General features: G+C 68.5%; 24 protein-coding genes. 7 read left to right on the top strand and 17 right to left on the bottom strand.

Annotated elements, in window-relative coordinates:
• Positions 1-20 precede the first annotated feature (20 nt).
• Both BTZ20_RS01155 and BTZ20_RS01150 read right to left on the bottom strand, forming a co-directional pair.
• Complete coding sequence (locus BTZ20_RS01155; RefSeq protein ID WP_145982154.1) at positions 21-1,259, bottom strand: hypothetical protein; 1,239 nt, start codon at positions 1,257-1,259, stop codon at positions 21-23.
• Positions 1,260-1,495: 236 nt separating this feature from the next.
• The gene (locus BTZ20_RS01150) at positions 1,496-2,293 is read right to left on the bottom strand and encodes an IclR family transcriptional regulator (RefSeq protein WP_083742446.1); all 798 of its coding nucleotides are present in this window, start codon (positions 2,291-2,293) and stop codon (positions 1,496-1,498) included.
• Between the two features lie 100 nt (positions 2,294-2,393).
• Here BTZ20_RS01150 and BTZ20_RS01145 point away from each other — a divergent pair, with 100 nt between their 5' ends.
• From BTZ20_RS01145 to BTZ20_RS27040, 3 genes are all read left to right on the top strand, one after another.
• Entirely contained in the window at positions 2,394-2,882 is a 489-nt protein-coding gene (locus BTZ20_RS01145) for a nuclear transport factor 2 family protein (RefSeq protein ID WP_077040073.1), read from the top strand.
• A gap of 144 nt (positions 2,883-3,026) precedes the next feature.
• Positions 3,027-3,260: a hypothetical protein gene (locus tag BTZ20_RS01140; protein ID WP_077040072.1), complete on the top strand. Its 234-nt coding sequence runs from the start codon at positions 3,027-3,029 to the stop codon at positions 3,258-3,260.
• Positions 3,257-3,430, top strand: a complete 174-nt coding sequence (locus BTZ20_RS27040) for a hypothetical protein (RefSeq protein ID WP_189636561.1) — start codon at positions 3,257-3,259, stop codon at positions 3,428-3,430. The genes BTZ20_RS01140 and BTZ20_RS27040 overlap by 4 nt, the downstream gene beginning before the upstream one ends.
• 70 nt (positions 3,431-3,500) lie before the next feature.
• On the opposite strand, the gene BTZ20_RS01135 is transcribed toward BTZ20_RS27040, so the two are convergent.
• From BTZ20_RS01135 to BTZ20_RS01120, 4 genes are all read right to left on the bottom strand, one after another.
• On the bottom strand, positions 3,501-4,679 hold the full coding sequence (locus BTZ20_RS01135) for a hydroxylase (RefSeq protein WP_077040071.1): 1,179 nt from the start codon (positions 4,677-4,679) through the stop codon (positions 3,501-3,503).
• Positions 4,680-4,806: 127 nt separating this feature from the next.
• Entirely contained in the window at positions 4,807-5,742 is a 936-nt protein-coding gene (locus tag BTZ20_RS01130) for a DNA-3-methyladenine glycosylase family protein (RefSeq protein WP_077040070.1), read from the bottom strand.
• Between the two features lie 52 nt (positions 5,743-5,794).
• Positions 5,795-6,169, bottom strand: a complete 375-nt coding sequence (locus BTZ20_RS01125) for a nuclear transport factor 2 family protein (RefSeq protein WP_077040069.1) — start codon at positions 6,167-6,169, stop codon at positions 5,795-5,797.
• Positions 6,170-6,271: 102 nt separating this feature from the next.
• Positions 6,272-6,784, bottom strand: coding sequence for an Lrp/AsnC family transcriptional regulator (locus tag BTZ20_RS01120; protein WP_077040068.1), 513 nt, complete (start codon positions 6,782-6,784; stop codon positions 6,272-6,274).
• A 162-nt stretch (positions 6,785-6,946) separates the two neighbouring features.
• Between BTZ20_RS01120 and BTZ20_RS01115 the strand changes: the two genes are divergently transcribed.
• Complete coding sequence (locus BTZ20_RS01115; RefSeq protein ID WP_077040067.1) at positions 6,947-10,414, top strand: indolepyruvate ferredoxin oxidoreductase family protein; 3,468 nt, start codon at positions 6,947-6,949, stop codon at positions 10,412-10,414.
• 224 nt (positions 10,415-10,638) lie between these two features.
• On the opposite strand, the gene BTZ20_RS01110 is transcribed toward BTZ20_RS01115, so the two are convergent.
• The 6 genes from BTZ20_RS01110 to BTZ20_RS01085 all read right to left on the bottom strand — a co-directional run bounded on the left by BTZ20_RS01110 (position 10,639) and on the right by BTZ20_RS01085 (position 16,050).
• Entirely contained in the window at positions 10,639-11,064 is a 426-nt protein-coding gene (locus BTZ20_RS01110; RefSeq protein WP_077040066.1) for a PaaI family thioesterase, read from the bottom strand.
• A gap of 17 nt (positions 11,065-11,081) precedes the next feature.
• Positions 11,082-12,065: an NADPH:quinone oxidoreductase family protein gene (locus tag BTZ20_RS01105; protein ID WP_077040065.1), complete on the bottom strand. Its 984-nt coding sequence runs from the start codon at positions 12,063-12,065 to the stop codon at positions 11,082-11,084.
• 47 nt (positions 12,066-12,112) lie between these two features.
• Entirely contained in the window at positions 12,113-13,141 is a 1,029-nt protein-coding gene (locus BTZ20_RS01100) for a phosphotransferase family protein (RefSeq protein ID WP_077040064.1), read from the bottom strand.
• A gap of 1 nt (position 13,142) precedes the next feature.
• Positions 13,143-14,369, bottom strand: a complete 1,227-nt coding sequence (locus tag BTZ20_RS01095; RefSeq protein WP_077040063.1) for an acyl-CoA dehydrogenase family protein — start codon at positions 14,367-14,369, stop codon at positions 13,143-13,145.
• 44 nt (positions 14,370-14,413) lie between these two features.
• Positions 14,414-15,232, bottom strand: coding sequence for an SDR family oxidoreductase (locus tag BTZ20_RS01090; protein WP_077040062.1), 819 nt, complete (start codon positions 15,230-15,232; stop codon positions 14,414-14,416).
• A gap of 77 nt (positions 15,233-15,309) precedes the next feature.
• A complete protein-coding gene (locus BTZ20_RS01085; RefSeq protein ID WP_077040061.1) occupies positions 15,310-16,050 on the bottom strand; it encodes a TetR/AcrR family transcriptional regulator in 741 nt (246 codons plus the stop codon).
• A gap of 109 nt (positions 16,051-16,159) precedes the next feature.
• On the opposite strand from BTZ20_RS01085, the gene BTZ20_RS01080 reads away from it, so the two are divergent.
• The 3 genes from BTZ20_RS01080 to BTZ20_RS01070 all read left to right on the top strand — a co-directional run bounded on the left by BTZ20_RS01080 (position 16,160) and on the right by BTZ20_RS01070 (position 18,875).
• Complete coding sequence (locus BTZ20_RS01080) at positions 16,160-16,684, top strand: MaoC family dehydratase (RefSeq protein ID WP_077040060.1); 525 nt, start codon at positions 16,160-16,162, stop codon at positions 16,682-16,684.
• The gene (locus BTZ20_RS01075; protein ID WP_077040059.1) at positions 16,681-17,682 is read left to right on the top strand and encodes an oxidoreductase; all 1,002 of its coding nucleotides are present in this window, start codon (positions 16,681-16,683) and stop codon (positions 17,680-17,682) included. Before BTZ20_RS01080 ends, BTZ20_RS01075 begins: the two co-directional genes overlap by 4 nt.
• 326 nt (positions 17,683-18,008) lie before the next feature.
• Positions 18,009-18,875, top strand: coding sequence for an amidohydrolase family protein (locus BTZ20_RS01070; RefSeq protein WP_077043383.1), 867 nt, complete (start codon positions 18,009-18,011; stop codon positions 18,873-18,875).
• Positions 18,876-18,889: 14 nt separating this feature from the next.
• Here the strand turns inward: BTZ20_RS01070 and BTZ20_RS01065 are convergent, their stop codons facing one another.
• The 5 genes from BTZ20_RS01065 to alc form a co-directional block, all read right to left on the bottom strand.
• On the bottom strand, positions 18,890-19,624 hold the full coding sequence (locus tag BTZ20_RS01065) for an aspartate/glutamate racemase family protein (RefSeq protein WP_077040058.1): 735 nt from the start codon (positions 19,622-19,624) through the stop codon (positions 18,890-18,892).
• A gap of 9 nt (positions 19,625-19,633) precedes the next feature.
• Positions 19,634-21,193 (bottom strand): NCS1 family nucleobase:cation symporter-1, encoded by a 1,560-nt coding sequence (locus tag BTZ20_RS01060; RefSeq protein ID WP_077043382.1) that lies wholly within the window; start codon positions 21,191-21,193, stop codon positions 19,634-19,636.
• Positions 21,194-21,305: 112 nt separating this feature from the next.
• Positions 21,306-22,025, bottom strand: coding sequence for a GntR family transcriptional regulator (locus BTZ20_RS01055; protein ID WP_077040057.1), 720 nt, complete (start codon positions 22,023-22,025; stop codon positions 21,306-21,308).
• A 10-nt stretch (positions 22,026-22,035) separates the two neighbouring features.
• Complete coding sequence (gene puuE / locus BTZ20_RS01050) at positions 22,036-22,929, bottom strand: allantoinase PuuE (RefSeq protein WP_077043381.1); 894 nt, start codon at positions 22,927-22,929, stop codon at positions 22,036-22,038.
• 32 nt (positions 22,930-22,961) lie between these two features.
• Positions 22,962-23,945 (bottom strand): allantoicase, encoded by a 984-nt coding sequence (gene alc / locus BTZ20_RS01045; RefSeq protein ID WP_077040056.1) that lies wholly within the window; start codon positions 23,943-23,945, stop codon positions 22,962-22,964.
• Positions 23,946-24,014: the final 69 nt, after the last annotated feature.

Below are 24,014 nucleotides of genomic sequence, written 5' to 3'. Positions count from 1 at the left end.
ATAGACGTTCGGCGCATTGATCAGGGGAACGGCGAGGGAATCCACTCGAAGGGGTTGACGAGCGCGCCGACACCACCGGAGGCACCGGTCCAGGCGGCAGACATCGCGTTCATGGATTCGTCGAAGACGAGTTCCATCACCTGGCTGGTCAGTGCGTACGAGAAGTACGCGGCGGTCAGCGAATCCCCGACGGTGAGCGTGCCGAGCGGCACCAGCTTGCTGAAGTCCTTCCCGGCAAAGACGTTGTGGCCCAACCCGACCAGGGCGTCCGTCGCCGCGCCGCCGACCTTCGGGACCAATCCGAGCCCCATGGAGAGGAACTTCTCGATCGACGAGAAGTCGTCGGGGTGCGCGGGGATGAGGCCCGCAGGCACCATCGCATTGCCCATGATCCACTCCAGCCGCGAGCGCTGATCCTCGATCTGCGCGCGGCGGGCGGGATCGGCTTCGACGGAGGTCAGGTGGCTCGTGGTCCGCGACAGCACCCGCGAGAGCGGCATGCCGGACACGGCCAGGCAGTCGGGGCCTGCGATGTCCAGCTCGCTCGCCAGCGCCTCGACGAATGCGGGGGCCTGGAAGCCGTAGTCGAGTGCCGGGTCCGGCTCGCCCGCTCGTTCGGCGACGGCCTTGGTCGTCCAGACCACGCAGCTCGTCTCGAGCTGCTCGCGGGCCGCTTCGTAGATGGCGGTGAAGCCCTTCGTGCCCAGCTTCAGCGGGAGGCTGATCAGCGTCCCGGCGCTGACCGGCCCGACCGCGAACATCGACGGGATCATGCCGGCGACGATGTTCGCCGGGATGACGGCGGTGGTGTAGATGACCGCGTAGGCCGTCTCGATCGCCTGACCGAGGGTGAGGTTCTCGGCGCGGATGACGGCGCCTTCGCGCCCGGCCTTGACGTTCATGAGCTGCGTGACGATGTACTGGGTGATCGGATCGCCGTACTTGTGGATCCCCGCCTCGTCGTCGGTCGAGTAGACGGATGCGGGGTTCGACACGCTGAGGGTGCTGATGCCGACCGATTTCAGCCGCGCCTGCCCCTCCGCGCGGATGCCCTCGTAGTTGTCGAGGTACGGCTGGGGCAGGATCGGCTTCGAGGCCTGCAGGACAGCGTCGAAGACCGCACTCATCGTGGCCTGCTTGGATCCCACACAGACCGGATCATCCTGGCGAACGGTCTCGGCGGCGTTCGCGGGCGAGGCGAGGGCGAGCTGCGAGAGCGGTCCACCCACCAGCGCCACCGCGACAACCCCAGCGGCCACCGCGGACCGAAACCCTCTATGACGTGAAACCCGGCTCATGCTCGTTCCCGACTGATCGACGTGGAGGACTGCGTGCGAGTGCGTGGGCAGCCTGCTGCCAGCGACGATGCCGCTCGGCCGGGGTAATCACACCCGTTCATGAACGGGTGTTCAACTCAAGGAGGGGGTGCTTCGCAACATTAACGAAGGGTTCACTCACCGGACATTCGATACCGCCCCGAGCGATACCGGACGCGCTAGTTCCAGCCGCGACCGAGCTCGGGAAACAGCGTCCGGGTGATCTCTCGGGCGGCCTCGACCACCAGCGGCGCGACCCGCTCCAGCGGCGCCGTGCGCGCATCCCCACACAGCGAGAGTCCGGCCACGGGGCCATCGTGACCGCGGATGCCGACGCCGACGCAGGCCATCCCCCGCGCGGACTCGCCGCGTTCGAACGCCAGCCCCCGGCGCTGCCGGATCCGGTTGAGCTCCTGATGCAGGACACCGAGATCCGAGATGGTCTGGTCGGTGCAGCCATTCATCCGACCTTCGAACAGCGCGTCGACCCGTTCGGGGGCGAGCCAGGCGAGCATCGCCTTCCCGCCCGCGCTGGAGTGCGCAGGCACCCGTCCGCCCACCCGGGAGGGAACGGACGAGGCGAGCGGGCCGCCGATCTTGTCGAGGTATACGGCCTCGTGCCCGTCGAGCACCGACAGGTGCACCACCATCCGGGTCTGCAAGTGCAGCTCGTGCAGCAGCGGCGCTGCTGCCTCCCTGACCTCTGCGTGCCCGCCGTCCCCGCCGCCGATCCCGAGCGCGCGGCGGCCCAACCGGTACCCGAACGATGCGTGCTCCACCCAGTTCAGCTTCACCAGCGAATCGAGGATCCGATGCACCGTCGATCGCGGCAGCCGAGCCCGGCTGGCCACCTCCGCCAACGTCAACCGCGCCGACCGCCCGTCGAACGCATCGAGGATCAGGGTCATCCGTTCGATCATCGAGGGCGGCGCCTCATCGGTGTCGTTGCGCACCGCGTATTCGGTGACGACCGTCATGGGGTTCTCCTCCGGCCCTGATCGGGGGGCCGCCCGATCGCCATAACTGAAATCAATTCTGACTGTAGCAACCGATCCCGTACCGAGGCATGATTTATCCATGACCGACACCGAAACCCTGCTCATCGCCCTCGCCGCCCGGGTTCAGCTCCTCGAGGACCAGCTCGACCTGATGCGCATCATCAGCGCGTACGGGCCCGCGGTGGACAGCGGCGAGAGCGCGGCCGTCGCAGGGATGTGGACCGAGGACGGCGTCTACGACGTGGACACCGGTTCCCTGCGCGGGCATGTCGAGATCGAGGCCATGGTGCTGTCCAAGCCTCACCAGTCCTACATCCAGGCGGGCAGCGGTCACCTGGTCGGCCCGCCGCACATCGACATCGACGGCGACACCGCGGTCGCCACCTGCCACTCACAGCTGGTCCTGCACGAGCCGGAAAGCGGGACCTACCGGGTCGCCCGGATCACCGCGAACCGCTGGGAGTTCGCCCGCGTCGATGGGCAGTGGAAGGTCACGGTGCGCACCAGCCGGCTCCTCGACGGGTGGGCGGAGGCGCGGGAAATCCTGGCCGCGGGCGTCAAGAACTGAAATCGGCTCTACCCTCGTTCTCGCCGAACCGATGGCCGAGGGGGCTTCGCGGGTACCGCGGGCGTGGGGGTCGGGCCTAGGCTGGACACACTCCAGCAACGTTGCTCAGTGCGTCGTCACGCGATCGACCGACGGAGGCCCGACATGCCCGGATCCACACCCCCGTTCACCCCCAGACGGGCGGCACATCGGCGGGCGGGACTCGCCGCGCTCGCCGTCGCGGCCGGGCTCGCGGCCGCGTGTTCCTCCGACGACGGATCCGAGCATCACCCGGACACCACGGCCGTCGCGCCGGACTCCGGGGCGCCGGTGATCGCCATCGAGAACTCCACCTTCATACCCCGCCGTCGGTCCGTCCGGGCGAGGAGATCGTGGTGAGGAACGGTTCCGGACCGGAGCATTCGGTCACCTCCGACACCGAGGGCTTGTTCGACGTCCACGTCGACGGCAACGAGTCCGCCACCTTCACGGCGCCCACCACCGCAGGCGGGTACACCTTCCACTGCGTCTATCACCCCGAGATGCACAGCATCCTGATCGTCGAGTGAAGGCGCTGCGCGCCCGTGCGCGGTTGAGGAGTCCCAGGACTCGTCAACCGCGCACGGGCGGCGGAGCCGCCTAGATCATCGCGCGGTGGATCCCCTGCGGCTCGCCGCCGAGCTGGGTGAGCGCCGACGAGTGGAAGATCGAGCCAGGCACGTGAATCGCGTGGGCGATGCCCGCGTGCGCATCCCGGAAAAAGCGCTGCATCGGGAACTTGTAGTGCAGGGCACCTCCGCCCGAACGCGCGAAGATCTCGTCCACCGCGCGCACCGCGCGCCAGGCCGCCGCGGTCTGGGTGCGACGCCCGATGGCACGCGTCTCGAAGTCGACCTCCTTGCCGGCCTCGGTCATGTCCCAGAACCTGTCGACTGTCTCGAGCAACGCGGCGCGGGACGCGGCGATCTCGGCCGCGGCCTCGCCGATCGCGTAGAGGACGTACGGATCCTCCTTGATCCTGGTGCCGGTGATCGCGACGCGATCCTTCTGCGCGGCGATGTGGCAGGCCAGCGCGCCCTCGGCGATGCCGACGACCGCCGAGGTGATGCCGAGCGGGAACATGCAGGAGAACGGCATGTTGTACAGCGTCTCGGTGCGGCCCGCCTTCTTCACCGCGGTGCCGTCCATCACCTCCGACGCCAGCATCGTGCGGTAGCTCGGGATGAAGGCGTCCTTGACGATCAGGTCCTTGGACCCGGTGCCGCGGAGTCCGATGACATCCCACGAGTCGGCGACGATCTGGTAGTCCGACCGCGGCAGAATCACGTGCAGCGGGACCGGCGGCATCACCGGCGCGCCGTTCTCGTCGCCGAGCAGGGCGCCGAGGAATGCCCACTGACAGTGATCGGTGCCCGAGGAGAACGACCAGCGACCGTTGAGGACGTAGCCCCCGTCGACGGCCTTGGCGACGCCCATCGGCGCGTACGGGGACGCCACCCAGGTGTCCTGATCCGCGCCCCAGATCTCTTCCTGCACCTTCGGGTCGGCGAAGGCCAGCTCCCACGGGTGGACGCCGACGATGCCGGTGACCCATCCGGCCGCGCCGTCCATCGCGGCGATGCTCATGACCGTCTCGGCGAACTCGCGCGGGTGGACCTCGAGCCCACCGTGCTGCTTCGGCTGCAGCATGCGGATCGCGCCCGATTCACGCAGCCGCTTCGCGGAGGTGTCGGTGAGCCGCATGAGCCGGTCGCCCTCCACACCCTCGGCGCGGATCTCCTCCGCGAACTGCTCGATGCGTTCCTGGACCTGACCCATTGATTGCCTCCCACTGCCGTGGCGTCGGTAGCGCGCCGTCGTCAATCGAACACCATCGTGCACCCGGCCGGGCCGGTTCCGCGAGACGAAACCGCCCCATGGGAAAGAATCTCCCCGTGCCGCGAACTCAGCGCCCGCGGTGATCGGTGATCGGGGTGCGCGGCCCGAACTTGGGCTTGACCGCCTGGCCGCTGACCTGGAGCAGCCGGACCACCCGATGCCGGTGTGGCCGCACCGATTCGAGGTACTCGACCATCTCCGCATCGTCCAGCGGGCGACCGAGCAGCGACCACCCGACGATCGCGGACAGATGGAAGTCCCCCACCGAGAGCGCGTCGGCGTCGCCGAGGGCCCGCTGGGCGACCTCCGCCGCCGTCCACTCCCCGATCCCCGGGACCACCAGGAGCCGGGCCGCGGCGTCCGGAGCCGGCATCGCGGCGGTCTCCTCCAACCGGTTCGCCACGGCCGCCGCCGTGACGATCGCGCGGGAGCGGCGCGGATCCACTCCGGCCCGATGGAACTCCCAGGACGGGATCCGGCGCCACACCTCGGCCGGAGGTGGCACCCGCATTCCCGCCGGCGCGGGGCCCGGCGCCGGCGCGCCGTAGTGGGTGACCAGCCGCCTCCATGACGCGCGGGCCGCGACGGTGTGCACCCGCTGTTCCAGGATCGCGGGAACCAAGGCCTCGAAGACCCGGCCGGTGCGGGGGATCCGGAGCCCGGGGAAGCGCCGATGGGCCTCGGCCACCTTGGGGTGCTCGGGCGCGAAGTCGGCGGTATCGTCCAACTCCCCCAGCAGGCCGGCAAGCGTGGTCTCGAACTCCGCCGCGCCCGGACCCCAGGCGCGGCAGGAGACCGACGTCGCGCCTGCCTGGATCAGCCGGTAGGTCACCGCGCCGGTCGGCATCAGCGACGTCCGCCAGAGCGCGCCGTCGGCGGTGGTCCGGTGGCAGGGGTCGCATGGGCCGCGGCCGAGCGGGGCGAGGGTGCCGGCCAGCGCCAGCGGTCGAGCGCTGACCAGCGTCGTCTCCACCACATCGGAGTGCGCGGCGGGGATGGTCATCCTCTGACGATAGGCCGCCGATTGACGCGCGTGACCTCTCGACCCGAGCCCGCTAGCGGGAGCCGAACACCTTCTCGAACTTGGCCGTGTCGCCCGCGGTCTGGATCTTGACGACCTTCCCGTCCCGGAAGGTCATGACGTCGGCGGAATCCCAACCCTCCCCGCCCGCGGTCACATGGGTCAGGACCACGACCCTCTCGTCATCGCCGAGAAAGTGTTGCGGCGAGGTCGCCAGTGCCTTCTCGGCCATCTTCATCCACAGTCCGCCGACCTCGGCCTTGCCGTGGTAACTGCCACTGACCGCGCTGTCACCGGGAATTATCCACTCGATGTCGTCCGCGAGGGCTTCCATCGCCGCCTCAGCGTCCCCGGCGGAGAAGGCCGCGTACCCCTTCTTCGTGATCTCGATGTTCTGCTCAGCTGACATGAGACACCTCCCGTGTCCTGTCGTCCTCAGATGAGACCGACAGGTCCAGTCAAACAACGGGCACCTGGCATGTACATGTCACCCACCGATTGGTCGTATCCGTCAGCCGTCGCCTCGGTACGACGCCGCCGACCGCCCGTGGCCCGCCTCGCGGGTGATGTGATCGACCAGCGGCTGCGTCCGGTATTTCACCGGCGTCGTCAGGGCGAGGGTGGTGGTGGTGTGTGCGACACCGTCGAGACCGAGAATGCTCTCGAGCACATGCAGCAACTCCTCGTGCGAGGGCGCCGCGATGCGGATCAGCAGGTCCTCCCGACCCGTCGTGGTGTGCACCTCCAACACCTCCGGTACCCCGCGCAGGTCCTCGATGACGTCCTTGATGCGGCCCTGTTCCAGCTCGGCACCGACGAAGGCCTGCACCGGCAACCCGAGGGTGGGCAGGTCGACGTCCGGGCGATATCCGGTGACCACTCCGGTCTCCTCCAGGCGCCGCATCCGAGAGGCGATGGTGTTCCTGGCGACGCCAAGGCGGGCGGCCAGCTCCATCACCCCGGCGCGCGGATCGTCGGTGAGCAGTTTGAGCAGCGACGCGTCGAGTCGATCGATGCTGATCACAATGTCGACCTCATTCCAGTGTTGTGGGTCACAACTGATCATATCTTTCAGCTCAATCAGCGGGTGTTGACGGTCACACCACCTGGGCAAATCATTGCTACACCTGATGCCCGATTTATGCGCGCAACGTGATCCGATGCGGCGAAGAAACGGTGGACCGCGATGACTGAACTGGCCGATCGTCCCGTCACCCCGACGACGGCGCTGCCCGCTCCCTACGACCTCGACGACCGTTACCGGTCCGGGTCGGGCCCGGTGCTGCTGACCGGCGTCCAGGCGATCGCGCGCCAGTTCGTCGAGCAGCACGTCCACGACATCCGCGCGGGCCGACGGGTCGCGACCTTCGTCTCCGGCTACCAGGGCAGCCCGCTCGGCGGCGTCGACAAGATGCTGCACGGGATGCCTCAGGTGCTCGCCGAGCACGACATCACCTTTGTGCCCGGCTTCAACGAGGAGCTCGCCGCCACCGCCGTCTGGGGCAGCCAGGCTGACCTTCCCGCTGGGCAGGCGACGCACGACGGCGTCATCGGTGTCTGGTACGGCAAGGGCCCCGGCGTCGATCGCGCGACCGATGCCCTTCGGCACGCGAACATGTACGGGGTCAACCCCAACGGCGGCGTGCTGCTGCTCGTCGGCGACGACCCCGCCTCCAAGTCCTCCACCGTCCCCGCGGTCAGCGAACGGTCCCTCGCCGCGCTGGGGATTCCTGTGTTGTTCCCCCGCAACGCCGAAGAGATGATCACGATGGGCATGCACGGCGTCGCGCTGTCGCGCGCCTCCGGCTGCCTGGTCGCTCTCAAGGTCGTCGCGGACGTCGCCGACGGCGCCTGGACGGTCGACGGCCGGGTGTCGAACATCGACATCACCGTCCCCGAGATCGAATGGGAAGGTAAGCCGTTCGTCTACAAGCAGCGCCCGATGGCAGTGCCGACGGACAGTGTCATCGCCGAGGCCGACCTGTACGGGCCCCGCTGGGAGATCGTGCGCGCATACGGCGAGGCCAACGATCTCGATGTGATCGAGGTCGACCCCACCGGCGCGACGATCGGCTTCGCAGCCACCGGCACCACCTTCGACTCGCTGCGCCAGGGCCTGCTCGACCTCGGTGTCGACGAGGCCGCGCTGCACCACGCCGGGATCCGGCTGCTGCGCATCGGCATGCCAACCCCGCTCGGCGCGAAGAAGGTCCTCGAGTTCGCCGCGGGCCTCGAGCAGCTGATCGTGGTCGAGGACAAGACGGCCTTCATCGAGACGCAGATCCGCGAGATCCTCTACGGCAGCGAGCACACCCCGCAGATCCTCGGAAAGCGCGATGCCGCGGGCAGGCCGCTGATGCCCGTCGACGGCGAGCTGACCGCGGGTCGGCTGCTCGGCCCCCTCCGCCGGGTGCTCAAGAACCGGGTGGAACTGAAGAAGGCTCTGCCCCCGCAACTCTCGCTCGAGGTGCTCTCCGCCACCCGCACCCCGTACTTCTGCAGCGGGTGCCCGCACAACCGATCCACGGCTCTGCCCGAGGGTTCGATCGGTGGCGGCGGCATCGGCTGCCACACCATGGTCACCATTTCCAATCGCGAGGACAGCGCCGTCACCGGGCTGACCCAGATGGGCGGCGAGGGCAGCCAGTGGATCGGCCAGGCGCCCTTCACCGACGTCAAGCACCTGTTCCAGAACGTCGGCGACGGCACCTTCTTCCACTCCGGCCAGCTCGCCGTGCAGGCCTGCGTCGCGGCCGGGGTGAACATCACCTACAAGCTGCTCTACAACGACGTCGTCGCGATGACCGGCGCCCAGGACGCCGAGGGCGCGCTGTCCGTCGCGAAACTCACCCACAAGCTCACCACCGAGGGCGTCAAGCGGATCATCATCTGTGCGGACGATCCCAAGCGGCACAACAAGAGACAGCTCGCCAAGGGCGTCAAGCTGTGGCACCGCGACCGCCTCGACGAGGCGCAGAAGGAACTCCGCGAGGTCGAGGGCGTCACCGTGCTGATCTACGACCAGCACTGCGCTGCCGACGCACGCCGTCAGCGCAAGCGCGGCACCCTGCCGACCCGCAACACCCGCGTGATCATCAACGAGGCCGTCTGCGAGGGCTGCGGCGACTGCGGGACCAAGAGCAACTGCCTGTCCGTACAGCCGGTGGACACCGAGTTCGGCCGCAAGACCCGAATCGACCAGACCTCCTGCAACACAGACTATTCCTGCCTGGACGGCGACTGCCCGTCGTTCGTCACGGTCGAGGTGGTGCCTGGCAAGAAGAAGTCCGCCCGGGCCGAGCGTCCGGTACCGCCGCTCGCGGCCGAGCCGGATCTCGGCGAGCTGACCTCGACGCAGAACGTCTTCCTCGCGGGCATCGGCGGCACCGGCATCGTCACGGTCAACCAGGTGCTCGCCACCGCCGCGCTGCGCGCCGGCTACGAGGTGGAGTCCCTGGACCAGATCGGCCTCAGCCAGAAGGCCGGCCCGGTGGTCTCACACCTGCGCTTCTCCCCTGACGCGCTCGAGCCCTCGAACCGGCTGACGCCGGGCAGCGCCGACTGCATCGTCGCCTTCGACCTGCTCACCGCCACCGACAACAAGAACCTGGGCTACGGCAGCGCGGCCACCACGGTCGCGGTCGCGTCGACCAGCCAGACGCCCACCGGCGACATGGTCTACGACAAGTCCGTCCGGTACCCGGATGAGCAGGGGCTGCTCGACCGCCTCGGCTCGGCATCCAAGTCACTCAACGCCTTCGATGCGTTGGCTGCCGCGCAGGAGTTGTTCGGCAACACCGCCGCCGCGAACTTCCTGCTGATCGGCGCGGCCTTCCAGAGCGGTGGCCTGCGGCTGCCCGCAGAGGCCATCGAGGAGGCCATCGGCATCAACGGCATCGCGGTCTCCGCGAACATCGACGCCTTCCGCTGGGGTCGAGTCGCGCTCGCCGATCCGGATGCGTTCGCCGCGGTCACCTCGCGGGTCGCCCGCACCCCCGCCGTCGCACCGGCACACCTGCTCGCCGACTCCACCTTTGACGGTGAGGTCCGCAGACTCGTGGAGCTCCGCGCCGGCGAGCTGGTCGAGTTCCAGAACGCGAAGGTCGCGCGCCGGTACATCGATGCGGTGCAGTCCATCTGGGCCGCAGAGCGCACGGTCACCGACCGAACGGAGTTCAGCGAGGCCGTGGCCCGCGGACTGTTCAAGTTCACCGCATACAAGGACGAGTACGAGGTGGCGCGGATGCTGGTCGATCCCGCCTTCCTCGAGGATGTCGCGTCCCAGGTCCCCGGCGGCGAGAACCTCACCTACAAGCTGCACCCGCCCGCGCTGCGAGCACTGGGCCGCAAGAAGAAGATCGGACTCCGACCGAAGTCGCATGTGGCACTGAAGATGCTGGCCAAGGGCAAGGTGCTTCGCGGGACCAAGCTCGACCCGTTCGGCTACGCCCACGTCCGCAAGGTCGAGCGCGAACTGCTGACGCACTACACCGCAATGGTGCTGCGGCTAGCGGACGAACTGGACTCGGGCAACTACGACAGGGCCACCACGATCGCCGCACTGCCCGACGTCGTCCGCGGCTACGAGGACGTCAAGCTCGGCAATGTGGAGCTCTACTGGGAGCAGCTGCGAGAGCTGGGAATCGAGCGGTAACAACGGAGTTCCGCTCCAACAGAGGGCATCCGGTGGTCGACTTCCCCGACCGACCACCGGATGCCCTCTTTCTGCTACACCTCTGGATTCTGTCGACAACACTCGCTACCTCACCCGCTGCGAGGAAGACGCCTGCCGCGGCAAGAACGAGGCTCACCAGGGCGAATTCGCACACGTAGAGGTCGCACCGATCCTGCACGTGAATCCCGGTGCGCTCCAGAAATTCAGGCGGGTACCGCCAGTATTGTTGTGCCAGTCGCCACGAGCTTGCTCGCTCCGTCGCGCTCCGCGAACAGCTCCGCCGTTGTGAACACCTGCCGCTTGCCCGCCTTCACCACCACGGCCCGCGCGACGAACTCGTCGCCGACGGCCGGGGACAGGAAGTTCACCGAACACTGTGCGGCGAGCACCTGCCCGACGACGGTGGCCGCCGCGAACCCGCAAGCCGTGTCGATCATCCCGGCCACCAACGCCGCGTGGAGGAACCCGGAGTACTGCCCGAGCTCCGCACGCCACGGCAGCCAGAGCTCGGCTGTACCGTCGCCCGCCGCACTCACCACGAACCCCGCCCAACGATTGAACGGGGCGGTCTCGTTGACACCGCGCAGCAGCGTCAAGAAGTCGATCGCTTCGGGGTCACCGTCAGCCATCAGCCGTTCCTTCCGATTCAGGGCTGGAACACGATCCGTCCGACAGTGGTGCCGTCGCCGAGCCTGCCGATGCCATCGGCCACCTCGGTGAGCGAGAGCCGCTCGCTGATCAGTGGCTTGATCGCCCCCTCGTCGGCGAGCCGGGTCAGCTCGATGTGGCAGTCGTCGATGGCCTGCTGGTTGTACGCCTTGTACAGGCCCCAGTGCAGCCCGATGATCGAGTAGTTCTTGATCAGCGCGTGATTGAGGGCAGGCTGCGGGATGGTGCCGCCCGCGAACCCGATCACGATGATCCGGCCCTCGAACGCGATGCACTTCGTGGACTTCGTGTACGCATCGCCGCCGACCGGGTCGAACACCACGTCCGCGCCGCGGCCGCCGGTGAAGTCCTTGACCGCGGCGACGATGTCCTCGGTGTGACGGTCGATCACCAGGTCCGCCCCGAGCCGGCGGCAGTACTCGGCCTTGTGGGGCCCGCCGACCACACCGATCACCTTCGCGCCAGCGGCCTTCCCCAACTGCACGGCCGCGCTCCCCACCCCGCCCGCGGCGGCGTGGACCAGCAGGGTCTCGCCGGGCTGCAGCTGGGTTCGGCGGTGCAGCGCGAACCAGCCCGTCTGGTATCCAATGCTCAGCGCGGACGCCTCGGCATCATCGAGAGCGGCGGGTGCGGGGAAGGTGTTCGACTCCTCCATGACCGCCAGCTCCGCGAACCCGCCGCCCGGCAGGCTCGGGTTGCCGATCACCCGGTCCCCGACCGCGAACCGGGTGACACCCTCGCCCACCGCGACCACCTCACCGCACAACTCGACGCCGGGGGTGAACGGCAGTGGCGGCTTGATCTGGTACTCGCCGCGGCACAGCAGCACGTCGGGGAAGTTCGCGGGCGCCGCCAGCACCCGGACCATGAGCTGGCCGGGGCCGGGCGCGAGGTCGGCGACCTCCTCGAGCCTCAGTACGTCGCGGGGTTCGCCGAGTTCGTTGACGCGCCAAGCCTTCATGATGCCTCTCCTGAGAACTACGTCGATGGATGATGGGTGGGAATCGATCAGATCCCGGCGTTCGCCGCGACGTCGCGGGCCTTGCGGACGAGCGCTTCGATCTGTTCGGCGGTGGGCGTGCCCGCAGCCGCCCTGTTCTGTGGGTTCTCCATGGCCCGGCGCATGACGCCCTCGGCGATGACGGCGATCTTCCACAGGCCCAGCACATGCCAGAACTTCAGCGCCTCGGCGTCGCGACCGGTCTCGGCCAGGTAGAGCTCTGCGAGCTCCGCGCGGGTGGGGAAGCCCGCCAGCGTCGATGCCGGGAAGTCGCCGATCGCGTCCTCCCCCGGCTCCGGCCAGTAGGCGAGCATGCTGCCCATATCTGCAAGCGGGTCGCCGAGCGTGGACAGCTCCCAGTCCAGTGCCCCGATCACCTCGCCGGTCTCGTGCGAGACGATCACGTTGCGCAGGTGGAAGTCTCCGTGCACCAGCGCGACCTCGCGTTGCTCCGGGACCGCGGCGGCCAGCCGCCTGGTCAGGTCGTCGAGCTCGGGCAACTCGCGGGTCTTGGTGACCTCCCACTGACCGGCCCACCGCTTGAGCTGGCGCTGGGCATACGGCTTGTGGCTGGCGAGGTCGGTCAGGCCGGTCGCCTCGAGGTCCACGGCGTGGATCTTGGCCAGGGCCCGCGGCAGCGCGACCGCGATGTCCCTGCGACGCTGCGGAGCAATCGATTCCACGATCGGCATCGTGTCGACGACCTGGCCGTCGAGGAACTCCATCAACACCAGCGGCACCTCGGATATCGATGGGTCCTGTGCGACCCCGAAGATCCGGGGCGCGGGCACCTCGGTCTCGGCGAGCGCGGCCATGATCCGCGCCTCGCGTGCCACGTCGTGCGCCGAGGCGAGCAGGTGCCCCAGCGGCGGGCGCCGCAGGACCCACCTGCGGTCCTCCGCATCCCGGACCAGGAAGGTCAGATTCGACTGGCCCAGCCCGATCCGGTCGAAGCGCAGCGGGGCCGTGAACCCCACCCCGAGCGAGCCGAACCACCGCGTCACCGCGGCCGGGTCGAGTCCGACGATCTCGCCCATCTCAGGCCCCGGCGGGCCGGTGGGCCCGGTACTTGCGCAGTTCCTGCTTCGCGATGGCGCGCTTGTGCACCTCGTCGGGCCCGTCGGCCAGGCGCAGGGTCCGCAGGTGCGCGTACGCCATCGCCAGCGGGAAGTCGTCGGTGACGCCCGCCCCGCCGTGCACCTGGATGGCCCGGTCGACAATCTTCAGGGCCATCTGCGGCGCTGCCACCTTGATCGCGGCGATCTCGGTGCGCGCCTCCTTGTTGCCCACCGTGTCCATCAGATAGGCAGCCTTGAGCGTGAGCAATCGGGTCATCTCGATCTCGATGCGCGCCTCCGCAATCCAGTCCTGGATGTTGGAACGATCCGCGATCGGGCGACCAAACGTGACCCGCGACTGCGCGCGCGTGCACATCAGCTCCAACGCCCGCTCGGCCATGCCGATCGCCCGCATGCAGTGATGGATGCGGCCGGGGCCGAGTCGGGCCTGGCTGATGGCGAAGCCCTCGCCCTCGCCCTTGAGCACGTCCTTGACCGGGACCCGCACGTCCTCGAAGGTGATCTCCGCGTGGCCCTCCCGATCGTGGTATCCGAAGACCGGCAGATTGCGCACGACGGTGACACCGGGCGCATCGATCGGCACCACGAGCATCGACTGCTGGCGGTGGATCTCGGCCGTCGGGTCGGTCTTGCCCATCACGATCAGCACCCGGCAGTTCTGATGCATTGCGTTGGAAGCGAACCACTTACGGCCATTGAGGACGAACTCGTCGCCGTCGCGCTCCATCCGCATCTCGACGTTGGTGGCATCGGAGCTGGCTACGTCGGGCTCCGTCATCGCGAAGGCCGAGCGGATCTTCCCGTCCAGCAGCGGCTTCAGGTACTTCTCGCGGTGCTCATCGCTACCGAAGACCTCGAAGACCTCCATGTTGCCGGTGTCCGGTGCGTTGCAGTTGCATGCCTCGGAAGCGAGGTGACTGCGACCCATGATCTCCGCCAGCGGCGCGTACTCCAGATTGGTCAGGCCCGCCCCGGTCCCGGGATGCGGATGGAAGAGATTCCACAGGCCCCGCCTCCGCGCCTCGACCTTCAACTCCTCGATGATCGGCGGCTGGAAGTGGGGATCTCCCGCAGCCCGCATCTGCTCCTCGTAGACGGCTTCCGCCGGGTAGACGTGCGAGTCCATGAACTCGAGCAGGTCCGCCTGATACTTCAAAGCGCGGTCCGAGACATCGAACAGGGACATGTGAACTCCTGACAGGTGGGGCGGAAGGAATGGTGGAGGGGCGATCAGGCGCCCGGCAGCAGCCCGGCCTGGAAGCGCCGCATCCCGCGCAGCCACCGGTCGTAGTCGGCCCCCTTGCGGCGGTACATCTCGAGCACCTCCGCGTGCGGGAGGATCAGGAAGCGCTCCTCGTCCATCGCGGCGAGCACGTCGTCGGCGACCTGGGCTGGTTCGAGCACGTCGCCGGCCGAGGTCACGGCCCGCGTCGCCGCGACGCCGCGGGCATCCCCGGATTCCTCCCCCTCGTAGAGCAGCTTCGTGTTCACGCCCATCGGGCACAGGCAGCTGACCCGGATCCCGCGATCGCCGTAGGTCACGTTGAGCCACTCGGCGAAGCCGACCGCGGCGTGCTTGGTCACCGAGTAGGTGGCGGAACCGATCTGGGTCAGCAGGCCTGCCGCCGACGCGGTGCTGACGAAGTAGCCCTCGCCCCGTTCGAGCCATTGCGGGACCAACAGCTGCGCGGCGCGGATGTGGGCCCGCAGGTTGACGTCGATCGACAGGTCCCAGTCACCCTCGGTCGCCTCCAACCCCGGCGCGCCGCTGATGCCCGCGTTCGCGAAATACAGGTCAACCGGCCCGAATTCGGACTCGGCGAGCGAGATGAGTCGCTGGATCGCGGACGTGTCGGAGACGTCTGCGCCCGAGCCGACCGCGGAACCGGGATGCTCGGCGTTGACGCTCGCGGCGACGGCGCGCGCGGCGGCCTCGTCGAGGTCCGCGACGACGACCTTCGCGCCCTCGGAGGCGAGCCGTGCGGCGAGCGCGCCGCCGATACCGCCCCCGCCGCCCGTCACGATGGCGACCCTCTGCGCAACCTTCACAACGATTCCTCTTCCTCGCGGTGAGACCTGATCCGAGCGTTGTCGAACTGTATAGTTGAATCCGGAGTCAGATTCAACTACGACGCCGGTTTTAGCCTTTGACCAGTAGAGAAGCGTGGTGCGGCGTCAGCCGCGGGGGCGATGCGGAGCGCGTTCACCCACAGGCGAGTTGCGGTGTTGATGATGGCCTCGACAGACTCGGTCGCCCCACCGGTCGTGCCTCCACCGGTGACGAAGTACCCGAACGCAAGGCGGCTGATCATGCCCGAGAGCGCCGACGACGCCAGCAGCGGATCGAGATCCGGGTCCGCGAGTCCGCGTTGCTGCAGGTTCGCGATGCTGCGCGCGTTGCGGCGGATGAACGCGTCGGCGCGCTGCTGGCGCAGCACCCGGAACTCGGGATCGATGCTGGCGACCTGTTCGAGCAGGCCCATCAGCTTCGCGTTGCGCTTGTAGGCCTCGAAGTACGCCCGATTGCTGGCCGCGATGATCGCGGCGGGATCGTCCTCGGCCGCCACGTGCGGCATGCCGGGATGCATCATGTCCTCTTGCGCCAGCTCGAGAACCGCGGCGAAGATCTCTTCCTTACTCGCGAAGTAGGTGTAGAACGTCCCGGCCGAGCACTTGGCCGCCTTGGTGATGTCGATCAAGCGGGTGTCGAGGTAGCCCGAGCGTTCGAACACCCTTCTTGCGGCCGCGATCAGCGCCGCCCGAGTCCGCAGTCCGCGCTCGGTGACGGGTAGGTCACGAAGCAGACCCGACCGCGCCATCGACGGTGGCGCGTCGTCGCGATCATCCCCGGAAACCGATCCTGACATGCCGTATTTATACGGCAACGCGGGTCATCGGCGTGCGTGGCCTGCTCCCCTCCTGCGGCCCATACTGAGTGGAAGGCGTGATGCCACGCGAAGCATGGGAGCGACAGACATGACGAACTCCAGCGCCGACCCGGTCCGGCCGAGCACCCTCGCCCAGCTCGCCGCGCTGGTCGGGACCGTGCTCGGCCCCACCGACTGGCACGAGGTGACCCAGCAGCGGATCGACGCCTTCGCCGACGCCACCGGAGACCACCAGTGGATCCATGTCGACCCCGAGCGGGCCGCGAACGGCCCCTTCGGCACCACCATCGCGCACGGGAACTACAGCCTCTCGCTTGGCCCGTTCTTCACCGGGCAGCTGATCGCCTTCGACGGCTTCGCGCACGCGCTCAACTACGGCTACAACAAGGTCAGGTTCACCGCGCCGCTTCCGGTGGGGTCCCGAATTCGCATGCGTGCCACCATCACCGCGGTGCACGAGATCGCGGGGGGCGCGCAGGTTCTGAACAAACTGACCTTCGAGCGCGAGGGCGCGGCCAAACCGGTCCTTGTCGTGGAGGCGGTGGGATTCCTCGCCGAGCGCAAGGAGAAGCCTGGCCGTGAGGTGGCGGACGCCCTAGGCTCGGAACGGTGACGACGACGTTCTCGGCCTACATCGCACGCGACCAGGACGGGGAGATCACGCTCGCCCCCGACACCCTCGACACCGGCGCGCTGCCGCCGGGCGAGGTCACCATCAAGGTGCACTTCTCGAGCGTGAACTACAAGGATGCCCTCGCCGTGACGCCACGGGGTGGGGTGGTGCGGGAGTACCCGATCGTCCCCGGCATCGACCTCGCAGGCGAGGTCATCGCCTCCGACGACGACTCGTTCACGCCCGGCGACCTGGTCCTCGCGCACGGATACGAGATCGGCACCGGGCGTCACGGTGGCTACGCCGAACTCGCCCGGGTCCCCGCCGACTGGGTGGTCCGGCTCTCTGACCTCTCCCCCCGCGATGCGGCGATCATCGGCACCGCGGGCTTCACCGCGGCAATGAGCGTGCAGGCCATCCTCGATCGCGGCATCACCCCGGCCGACGGGCCGGTCCTGGTCACCGGCGCCAGCGGCGGCGTCGGCAGCGTGAGCGTCGACCTGCTCGCCGCGGCCGGGTTCGAGGTGGTCGCGTCGACCGGCAAGCCTGCGGCCGCGGACCTGCTGACCTCGCTCGGCGCGGCGTCTGTGATCGGTCGGCTGCCCGAGGACCCGGACGCGAAACCCCGCCCGCTCGGCAGGGCGGAGTGGGCGGCCGCGGTCGACTGTGTTGGCGGCAAGACGCTCGCGCACGTGCTCAGCACCGTCAAGTACGGCGGGGTGGTCGCGGCGAGCGGACTGACCGGCGGATCGGCGCTGCCGACCACCGTGCTGCCGTTCATCCTGCGCGGCGTCTCCCTGCTGGGCATCGACTCCGTGCAGCTGCCGATCGACAAACGCCGCGCGCTGTGGGCTCGCCTCGCGAGCGATCTGCGTCCACGGCACCTGACCTCGATCGCGCACGAGGTGCCGATCAAGGACGTTGCCCTGGTGCTGGACCGGGTACGGGCCGGGACCTACACCGGGCGCGCCGTCGTCCGTGTCGACGGCGGATTCTGAGCGTCGCGCTGATCGGGTGAGAAGCTTCCGTTCACCCGATCAGCGCCGAACGCTGGACTCAGCTACCGAACGGCAGTGTGCCCGGGGCGATCTCGTATCCACTGCTGCCCGCCGAGCTTCCGCCGACGGCGCCCAGGAATCCGTTGATCACGTTGGTCAGCATGCTTGAACTTCTCCTCGAGAACACTCCGATGAGGACCGCGGGACCGCGATCCTCAGCTACGGTAACGATCCGCCCTGACCTTGTCGACCGGTCTGGCGGAAGCGATACCGGGCATGACAGGGTGGGTCCCGTGATCGACGAACCCGAATCCCGGCAGGCCGACATCGACGCGGTGACCGCGTTCCGCGAGCAGTGGAACCTGCCCGGAATCGTCGACGTGCACACGCATTTCATGCCCAAGAACGTGATGGACAAGGTGTGGAGGTACTTCGACTCGGCCGGACCGCTGACCGGCATGGAGTGGCCGATCGCCTACCGGCACGAGGAGGACGTCCGGCTCGACCGGCTGCGTTCCTACGGGGTCCGGGCGTTCACCTCGATGATCTATCCGCACAAGCCGCACATGGCGGCCTGGCTGAACGAATGGGCGGTCGAGTTCGCGGCCCGCAACCCCGACTGCCTGCACACCTCCACCTTCTATCCCGAGCCCGGCGCCGTCGAGTACGTGACCGCTGCGCTCGAGAACGGCACCCGGGTGTTCAAGTCGCACATCCAGGTCGGCGACTACGCCCCGAACGATCCTCTGCTCGACGGCGTGTGGGGCGTCCTCGAGGACGCCGGCACCCCCATCGTGATCCACTGCGGGTCCGGGCCCGCGCCCGGACGCTTCACGGGCCCTGGACCGATCGCGGAACTGCTGACCCGATACCCCCGGCTGCGTCTGGTCATCGCGCACATGGGCATGCCCGAGTACGCGGAATTCCTCGAACTCGCCGAGCGCCACGACCGGGTGCTGCTCGACACCACGATGGCGTTCACCGACTTCATCAACGATGCCGCGCCGCTGCTGCCTGCCGACCTGCCACGCCTGCTCGACCTGCAGGAGCGAATCCTCTTCGGCAGCGATTTCCCGAACATCCCATACCCGTACGCCCACGCCCTTGAGGCGGTTTCTCGGCTCGACCTGGGCGAGGAGTGGGTCAGCGCGGTGTGCCACGGCAACGGAGTGCGCCTGTTCGATCTCGGCTGAGCGGCGGTCACCGCTCAGCCGGCGGTCCCGAACCCCGCCAGCAGTCCCGTGTACGCCTTCGGCAGCGGGCGCGCGAACTCGCCGCGTGGCCCCGTCCGCAAACCCAGCGTGACCAGCGATTGCACCAACACGGTCGCGGCGGCCACCCCATCGACGACCGGCGCACCGATCTCAGCGGAGACGCTCCCGCACAGGTCCGCCATCCCCGCGCAGCCGAGCACGATCGCGTCGGAGCCGTCCCGTTCCAGCGCAGCCCGGCACGCCTCGGTGATCACCTCGCGGGCAGCCGGATCGGTCTCGAGATCGAGCACTGCGATCTCGCACGCGTGCACACCGCGGCAGAACCGGCTCATCCCGTACTGCTCGGCGAGGTCCCGGGCCCGCCCCGCCGTACGGCCAAGCGTGGTGACCACGCTGAAACCACGACCGAGGAAGCTCGCGGCATGCATGGCCGCCTCCGCGATGCCGAGTACCGGGCCCGACGCCAGCTCCCGCGCCGCCTGAAGGCCCGGGTCGCCGAAGCAGGCGATCACATAGCCATCCACCCCTGCCGCCTCGCCGAGCGCGATCTCCTCCAGCAGGCCGGGCACGCTCAGCGCCTCGTCGTAGTGACTCTCGATGGACGCCGGGCCCATCCGGGGGCTGACCGCCTCGACGAGCGTGCCCGGGCCCGCGACGGCCCGGGCACACCCCTCGATCTTGGCGGTCATCGACAGCGTGGTGTTCGGGTTGATGACCTTGATGTGCACGCTGCGACCCTATGCCCGAACGGGTTCCGGGCTGATCCGTCGGCGTGCATCCCGCGAGAACAGGAGGTACAGCGCGAAGCCGACGCCCATCCCGATGAACCAGGAGTACTGGGCGGCACCCGCCATGCCCCACACCTCGAGTCCGAACGGCTGCGCCTTGAGCATCACGGGGGTCACCGCGGCGAGGGCGCCCACGACGGTGGCGATGATCGCACGCGGATTGTATCCACCTCGGTACCAATAGGTTCCGCTCTCGGACATGGTGAACATGTCGTCGACCACGGTCTGTTGCTTGCGCACCAGATAGTAGTCCGCGATGAGGATGCCGAACAGCGGCCCGATGAAGGCTCCCAGGGTCTCCAGGGTGTAGTGGATGACCTCCGGGTTGTTGTACAGGTTCCACGGGGTGATCAGCACCGAACCGATCGCCGCGATCATTCCTCCCGTGCGCCAACTGATGCGCTGCGGGCTGACATGGGAGAAGTCGAATGCCGGCGAGACGAAGTTCGCGACGATGTTGATGCCGATCGTCGCGACGATGAAGGTGAGCAGGCCGAGGACGACGGCGAACATGCTGTCCATCTGGGCGACGGTCTCGACCGGATCGGTGATCAGACGTCCGTACACCGGCAGGGTCGCGGAGGCCGTCACGACGGTGAGCACCGAGAAGAACAGGAAGTTCACCGGCAGGCCCAGGAAGTTGCCTCGCTTGACTGCCGCGAAGCTCTTACCGTATCGCGAGAAGTCTCCGAAGTTGAGCATCGGACCCGAAAAGTACGACACCACAAGCGCTATCGCACCGAGTACCACCGGAACCGCCGACCATCCGGTGTAGCTGACCTCGCCGAGATTGAGGCTGATGTTCGACCATCCGGCCTTGCTGATCAGATAGATCGCGAGCACCAGCATCACGACGTAGACCGCGGGACCGCAGAAATCGATGAATCGGCGGATGCTCTCCATTCCACGCCAGAAGACCAGCGCCTGCAGCACCCACATCGCCATGAACCCGGCCCAGCCGAGCGCGGACAACCCGACGAATCCGTGCTGGTCGACGTCGGCCCAGTCGGCGAGACCGGGCCAGATCTTCAGGCCAAGGATCACGAAGGCGTGCGAGGCCAGGTAGGTCTGGATTCCGTACCAGGCCACCGCGATCAGGCCGCGGATGGTGGCGGGAATGTTGGCACCGAGCACTCCGAATGCGCTGCGGCACATGACTGGATACGGGACACCTGTGACCTGGCTCGGCTTCGCCACCAGGTTGGCGAAGACGTTCACGATCGCGATGCCGACGATCAGCGCGACCAGCACCTGCCAGCTCGTCAGGCCCAGCGCGAACAGGCTGCCTGCGGTGACGTAGCCACCGACGCTGTGCACGTCCGACATCCAGAAGGCGAAGATGTTGTACGACGACCAGGACTGCTTCCTCAGCGGCGCGAGATCGTCGTTGGTCAGCCGCGGGTGGTACCCGGGTTTGATCAGCCCGGTGCCGATCGGGTCCGCGGCGGCATCAGGCGCGGCGCAGGCGGTCCCGGGGCCGCCGGGCGTGGAAGGCATTGTCTGAGTCATCAATTGCTCCTGTTGCCAGTCCGGATATCGCTGATTCAGCGAAGCGCCGAAGGGATGGAGCAAACGTAGAATTCGGATATTTCCTGGCCGTGACACCGAAGATATATCTTCCTCAGGGCGCTCCGCCGGGAGTGTCCCGGAAGAGCCCGGTGTCCGTCGGCAGGGCCGCGATGACCTTCCCGAGCCTGTCGTTGTGCCGATCGGTGACCGTCTTGAGTCGCCCGGCGTCCCGGCTGAGGAAGGCCTCGAGCATCTCTCGGTGGTCGTGGTGCAGCTGGATCCTCGCGGGCGTCGCCACCTGGGCCATCGGCCGCAACGGCTCGGTGATGTTCCACGCGGACTCGAACATGTGCAGCACCCGCTGCATGCGACACGGCGCGGCGAGGGCGAGGTGGAAGTTTCGGCTCTCCCGATGGTAGGCGGCCCGGTCGTCCTCGAGCACGGACCGGTCGAGCGCCGCGTACGCCCTCCTGGCACGGTCGTGGTCGGCCTCCTCGGCGAGGCCGATTGCCACCTCGTGCGCGGCGGATTCCAGTGCTGCCCGGACGAGGTAGAGCTCCTCCAGCTCCCCGACGGTGAGCCGGGCGACCGAGTAGCCGGCATTGGCGCGGTGGTCGACCAGGCCCTCGCCGATCAGCGTCTTGAGCGATTCCCGGATCGGGATGCGGCTGACGCCGAAGTGATCGGCCACCTCGTCCACGGGGATCGGGGTGCCAGGGGGCGCCCCACCGCTGAGGATCACCCGGCGCAGCTCCTCCAGGATCACGGTCTGCGAGCTGCCGGGGTCCCGGCCGGACAGGTTCGCGACCAGCAGCGACGGGCGACGCGGCATCGGTCCTCCCTCAGGCCGGGTGGACGGCGCGCCAGTGCCGGGCGATCTCGATCCGCCGGGCGACCCAGACCTTGTCGTGGGACTGCACGTGGTCGAGAAACCGCTCGAGTGCCGCGGTGCGGGCGGGTCGCCCGACGATCCGGCAGTGCAGGCCCACCGACAGCATCTTCGGCGCCCCCGCCGTGCCCTCCTCGTACAGCACGTCGAAGGCGTCCCGCAGGTGCGCGAAGAACTGCTCGCCGCTCGGGAAGCCACCCGGCGAGGCGAACCGCATGTCGTTGGTGTCCAGGGTGTACGGCACCACGAGGTGGTCGACCAGGTTTCCGTCGCGCGGCACCTTCACCCAGTACGGCAGGTCGTCCGCGTACGAGTCCGAGTCGTATTCGAAACCTCCGTGCTCGACCACCAGCTCGCGGGTCCGGGGTGAGTCGCGCCCCGTGTACCAGCCGAGCGGCGCCTCACCGGTGAGCTCGCGCAGAATCTCCACGGCCTCGGCCATGTGCTCGCGCTCGGTCTGCTCGTCGGCGAGCTGATACGACTTCCACCGCAGACCGTGACACGCGATCTCGTGGCCGAGATCACGAAAAGCGCTGACCGCCTCGGGGTTCCGCTGCATGGCCCGCGCCACCGCGAAGATCGTCAGCGGCAGCCCGCGGCGCTCGAAGACCCGCAGTACCCGCCACAGGCCGGCGCGGGAACCGTACTCATAGAGCGATTCCATGCTCATGTGCCGGTTCGGGAAGGCCTGCGCGCCGACGATCTCGGACAGGAAGGTCTCCGAGGCCTCGTCGCCGTCGAGGACACAGTTCTCCGCGCCCTCCTCGTAGTTGAGCACGAACTGGACCGCGATCCGGGCGCCACCCGGCCACCGTGGATCGGGTGGGGTCGGCCCGTAGCCCACCATGTCGCGGGGATAGCCCGCCCCGAGGTCGGCAGTCACGACAGCAGCCCGGCGCGGCCCGTTTCGGTCAGCGCGCCCCACAGCCGCAGCCGCGCCATGCCACCGTCCGGGAAGATGTCGAGCCGGGCCTCGGTGATCGGCGTCGGGTGCTCGATCACGAATCGGTGCCGGGTGTCCGGCTGCAACCGGGTCCTCGGCAGCAGCTCGACCCACTCGCCTTCGCCGCCGCGGCCGCGCAGGCTCGCCTCGCCCGGTGCGTTGCCGAGGAAGTACGAGGTGTCGAGCTCGGCCAGCGAGACCACGCCCTCCCCGGCGAGCCGGACCTCCACCCAGTCGTTGCCGTCGTCCCGGCGGCGGGCGGTCTCCCAGCCGTCGCCCATCACCCGCGCCAGCCCGGGGAGCAGCATGTTCTGCGGCGATCCGTAGAACATGTCCGAACAGCCGGTGACACGGGCGCCGTTCTCCAGCGCGGCCAGATCCACCGGCCCCACGTCGAGGAAGCGGACGTCGGGTCTGCCTTCGCCGTGCACCCGCAGACGCGCAACCCCGCCGTCGGGGTACATGGTCAGCTTGACGTGTGTCCACCGGCGGTCGGAGACGACCTCGAACGGGTTCTCCGAATCGCCCCTGACCGAGCTGCACTCGACGATCGTGGTCCACTCGGTGCCGTCGATGATCTCGTCCGCGGCGGGGTACCCGTCGATCACCGCCGCTTCCACCGAGATCTCCGGCGGGAAGTTGCCCTTGAACCACGCGGTGTCCACGACAACCCCGCGCACGATCCCCGGCACCCCGAGCCGAATGACGGCCTGGTCCACACCGGCGACCCGCCGCCGCCGCGTCTCCCAGCCGTCGTAGACCTGGCCCTTGTGACCGAACGTCGCCGGCTGATAGGCGGCGGACGTCGGCCGGATCAGGTTCTCCCGTTCCGCGAACAGTTCGTCGTTGGCCCAGAGCACGGCGCCACCGAGAGTGCGCACCGCAAGATCGGGGAGGGCGCGAAAGCTGTGTTCGGTCACGGTGTTCGGTACCTCCTCGTCGCGGCCCGGCGGCCCCGGGCGGGTATTCGGCGACAGTGTAGGGCGCGC

Origin of the sequence: Rhodococcus sp. MTM3W5.2 (assembly GCF_001984015.1) — a bacterium.
GTDB classification, from domain to species: domain Bacteria; phylum Actinomycetota; class Actinomycetes; order Mycobacteriales; family Mycobacteriaceae; genus Rhodococcus_G; species Rhodococcus_G oryzae.
Note: the sequence above shows the minus strand (reverse complement) of the source record. Positions and strands in the feature narration are given on the sequence as shown.

Excerpts from the sequence above, each read along its gene's own strand:
- BTZ20_RS01150 (WP_083742446.1), bottom strand. The coding sequence starts at position 2,293 with ATGACGGTCGTCACCGAATACGCGGTGCGCAACGACACCGATGAGGCG.
- BTZ20_RS01145 (WP_077040073.1), top strand. The coding sequence starts at position 2,394 with ATGACCGACACCGAAACCCTGCTCATCGCCCTCGCCGCCCGGGTTCAG.
- BTZ20_RS01140 (WP_077040072.1), top strand. The coding sequence starts at position 3,027 with ATGCCCGGATCCACACCCCCGTTCACCCCCAGACGGGCGGCACATCGG.
- BTZ20_RS01135 (WP_077040071.1), bottom strand. The coding sequence starts at position 4,679 with ATGGGTCAGGTCCAGGAACGCATCGAGCAGTTCGCGGAGGAGATCCGC.
- BTZ20_RS01130 (WP_077040070.1), bottom strand. The coding sequence starts at position 5,742 with ATGACCATCCCCGCCGCGCACTCCGATGTGGTGGAGACGACGCTGGTC.
- BTZ20_RS01125 (WP_077040069.1), bottom strand. The coding sequence starts at position 6,169 with ATGTCAGCTGAGCAGAACATCGAGATCACGAAGAAGGGGTACGCGGCC.
- BTZ20_RS01115 (WP_077040067.1), top strand. The coding sequence starts at position 6,947 with ATGACTGAACTGGCCGATCGTCCCGTCACCCCGACGACGGCGCTGCCC.
- BTZ20_RS01110 (WP_077040066.1), bottom strand. The coding sequence starts at position 11,064 with ATGGCTGACGGTGACCCCGAAGCGATCGACTTCTTGACGCTGCTGCGC.
- BTZ20_RS01105 (WP_077040065.1), bottom strand. The coding sequence starts at position 12,065 with ATGAAGGCTTGGCGCGTCAACGAACTCGGCGAACCCCGCGACGTACTG.
- BTZ20_RS01100 (WP_077040064.1), bottom strand. The coding sequence starts at position 13,141 with ATGGGCGAGATCGTCGGACTCGACCCGGCCGCGGTGACGCGGTGGTTC.
- BTZ20_RS01095 (WP_077040063.1), bottom strand. The coding sequence starts at position 14,369 with ATGTCCCTGTTCGATGTCTCGGACCGCGCTTTGAAGTATCAGGCGGAC.
- BTZ20_RS01085 (WP_077040061.1), bottom strand. The coding sequence starts at position 16,050 with ATGTCAGGATCGGTTTCCGGGGATGATCGCGACGACGCGCCACCGTCG.
- BTZ20_RS01080 (WP_077040060.1), top strand. The coding sequence starts at position 16,160 with ATGACGAACTCCAGCGCCGACCCGGTCCGGCCGAGCACCCTCGCCCAG.
- BTZ20_RS01060 (WP_077043382.1), bottom strand. The coding sequence starts at position 21,193 with ATGACTCAGACAATGCCTTCCACGCCCGGCGGCCCCGGGACCGCCTGC.
- BTZ20_RS01055 (WP_077040057.1), bottom strand. The coding sequence starts at position 22,025 with ATGCCGCGTCGCCCGTCGCTGCTGGTCGCGAACCTGTCCGGCCGGGAC.
- puuE (WP_077043381.1), bottom strand. The coding sequence starts at position 22,929 with ATGGTGGGCTACGGGCCGACCCCACCCGATCCACGGTGGCCGGGTGGC.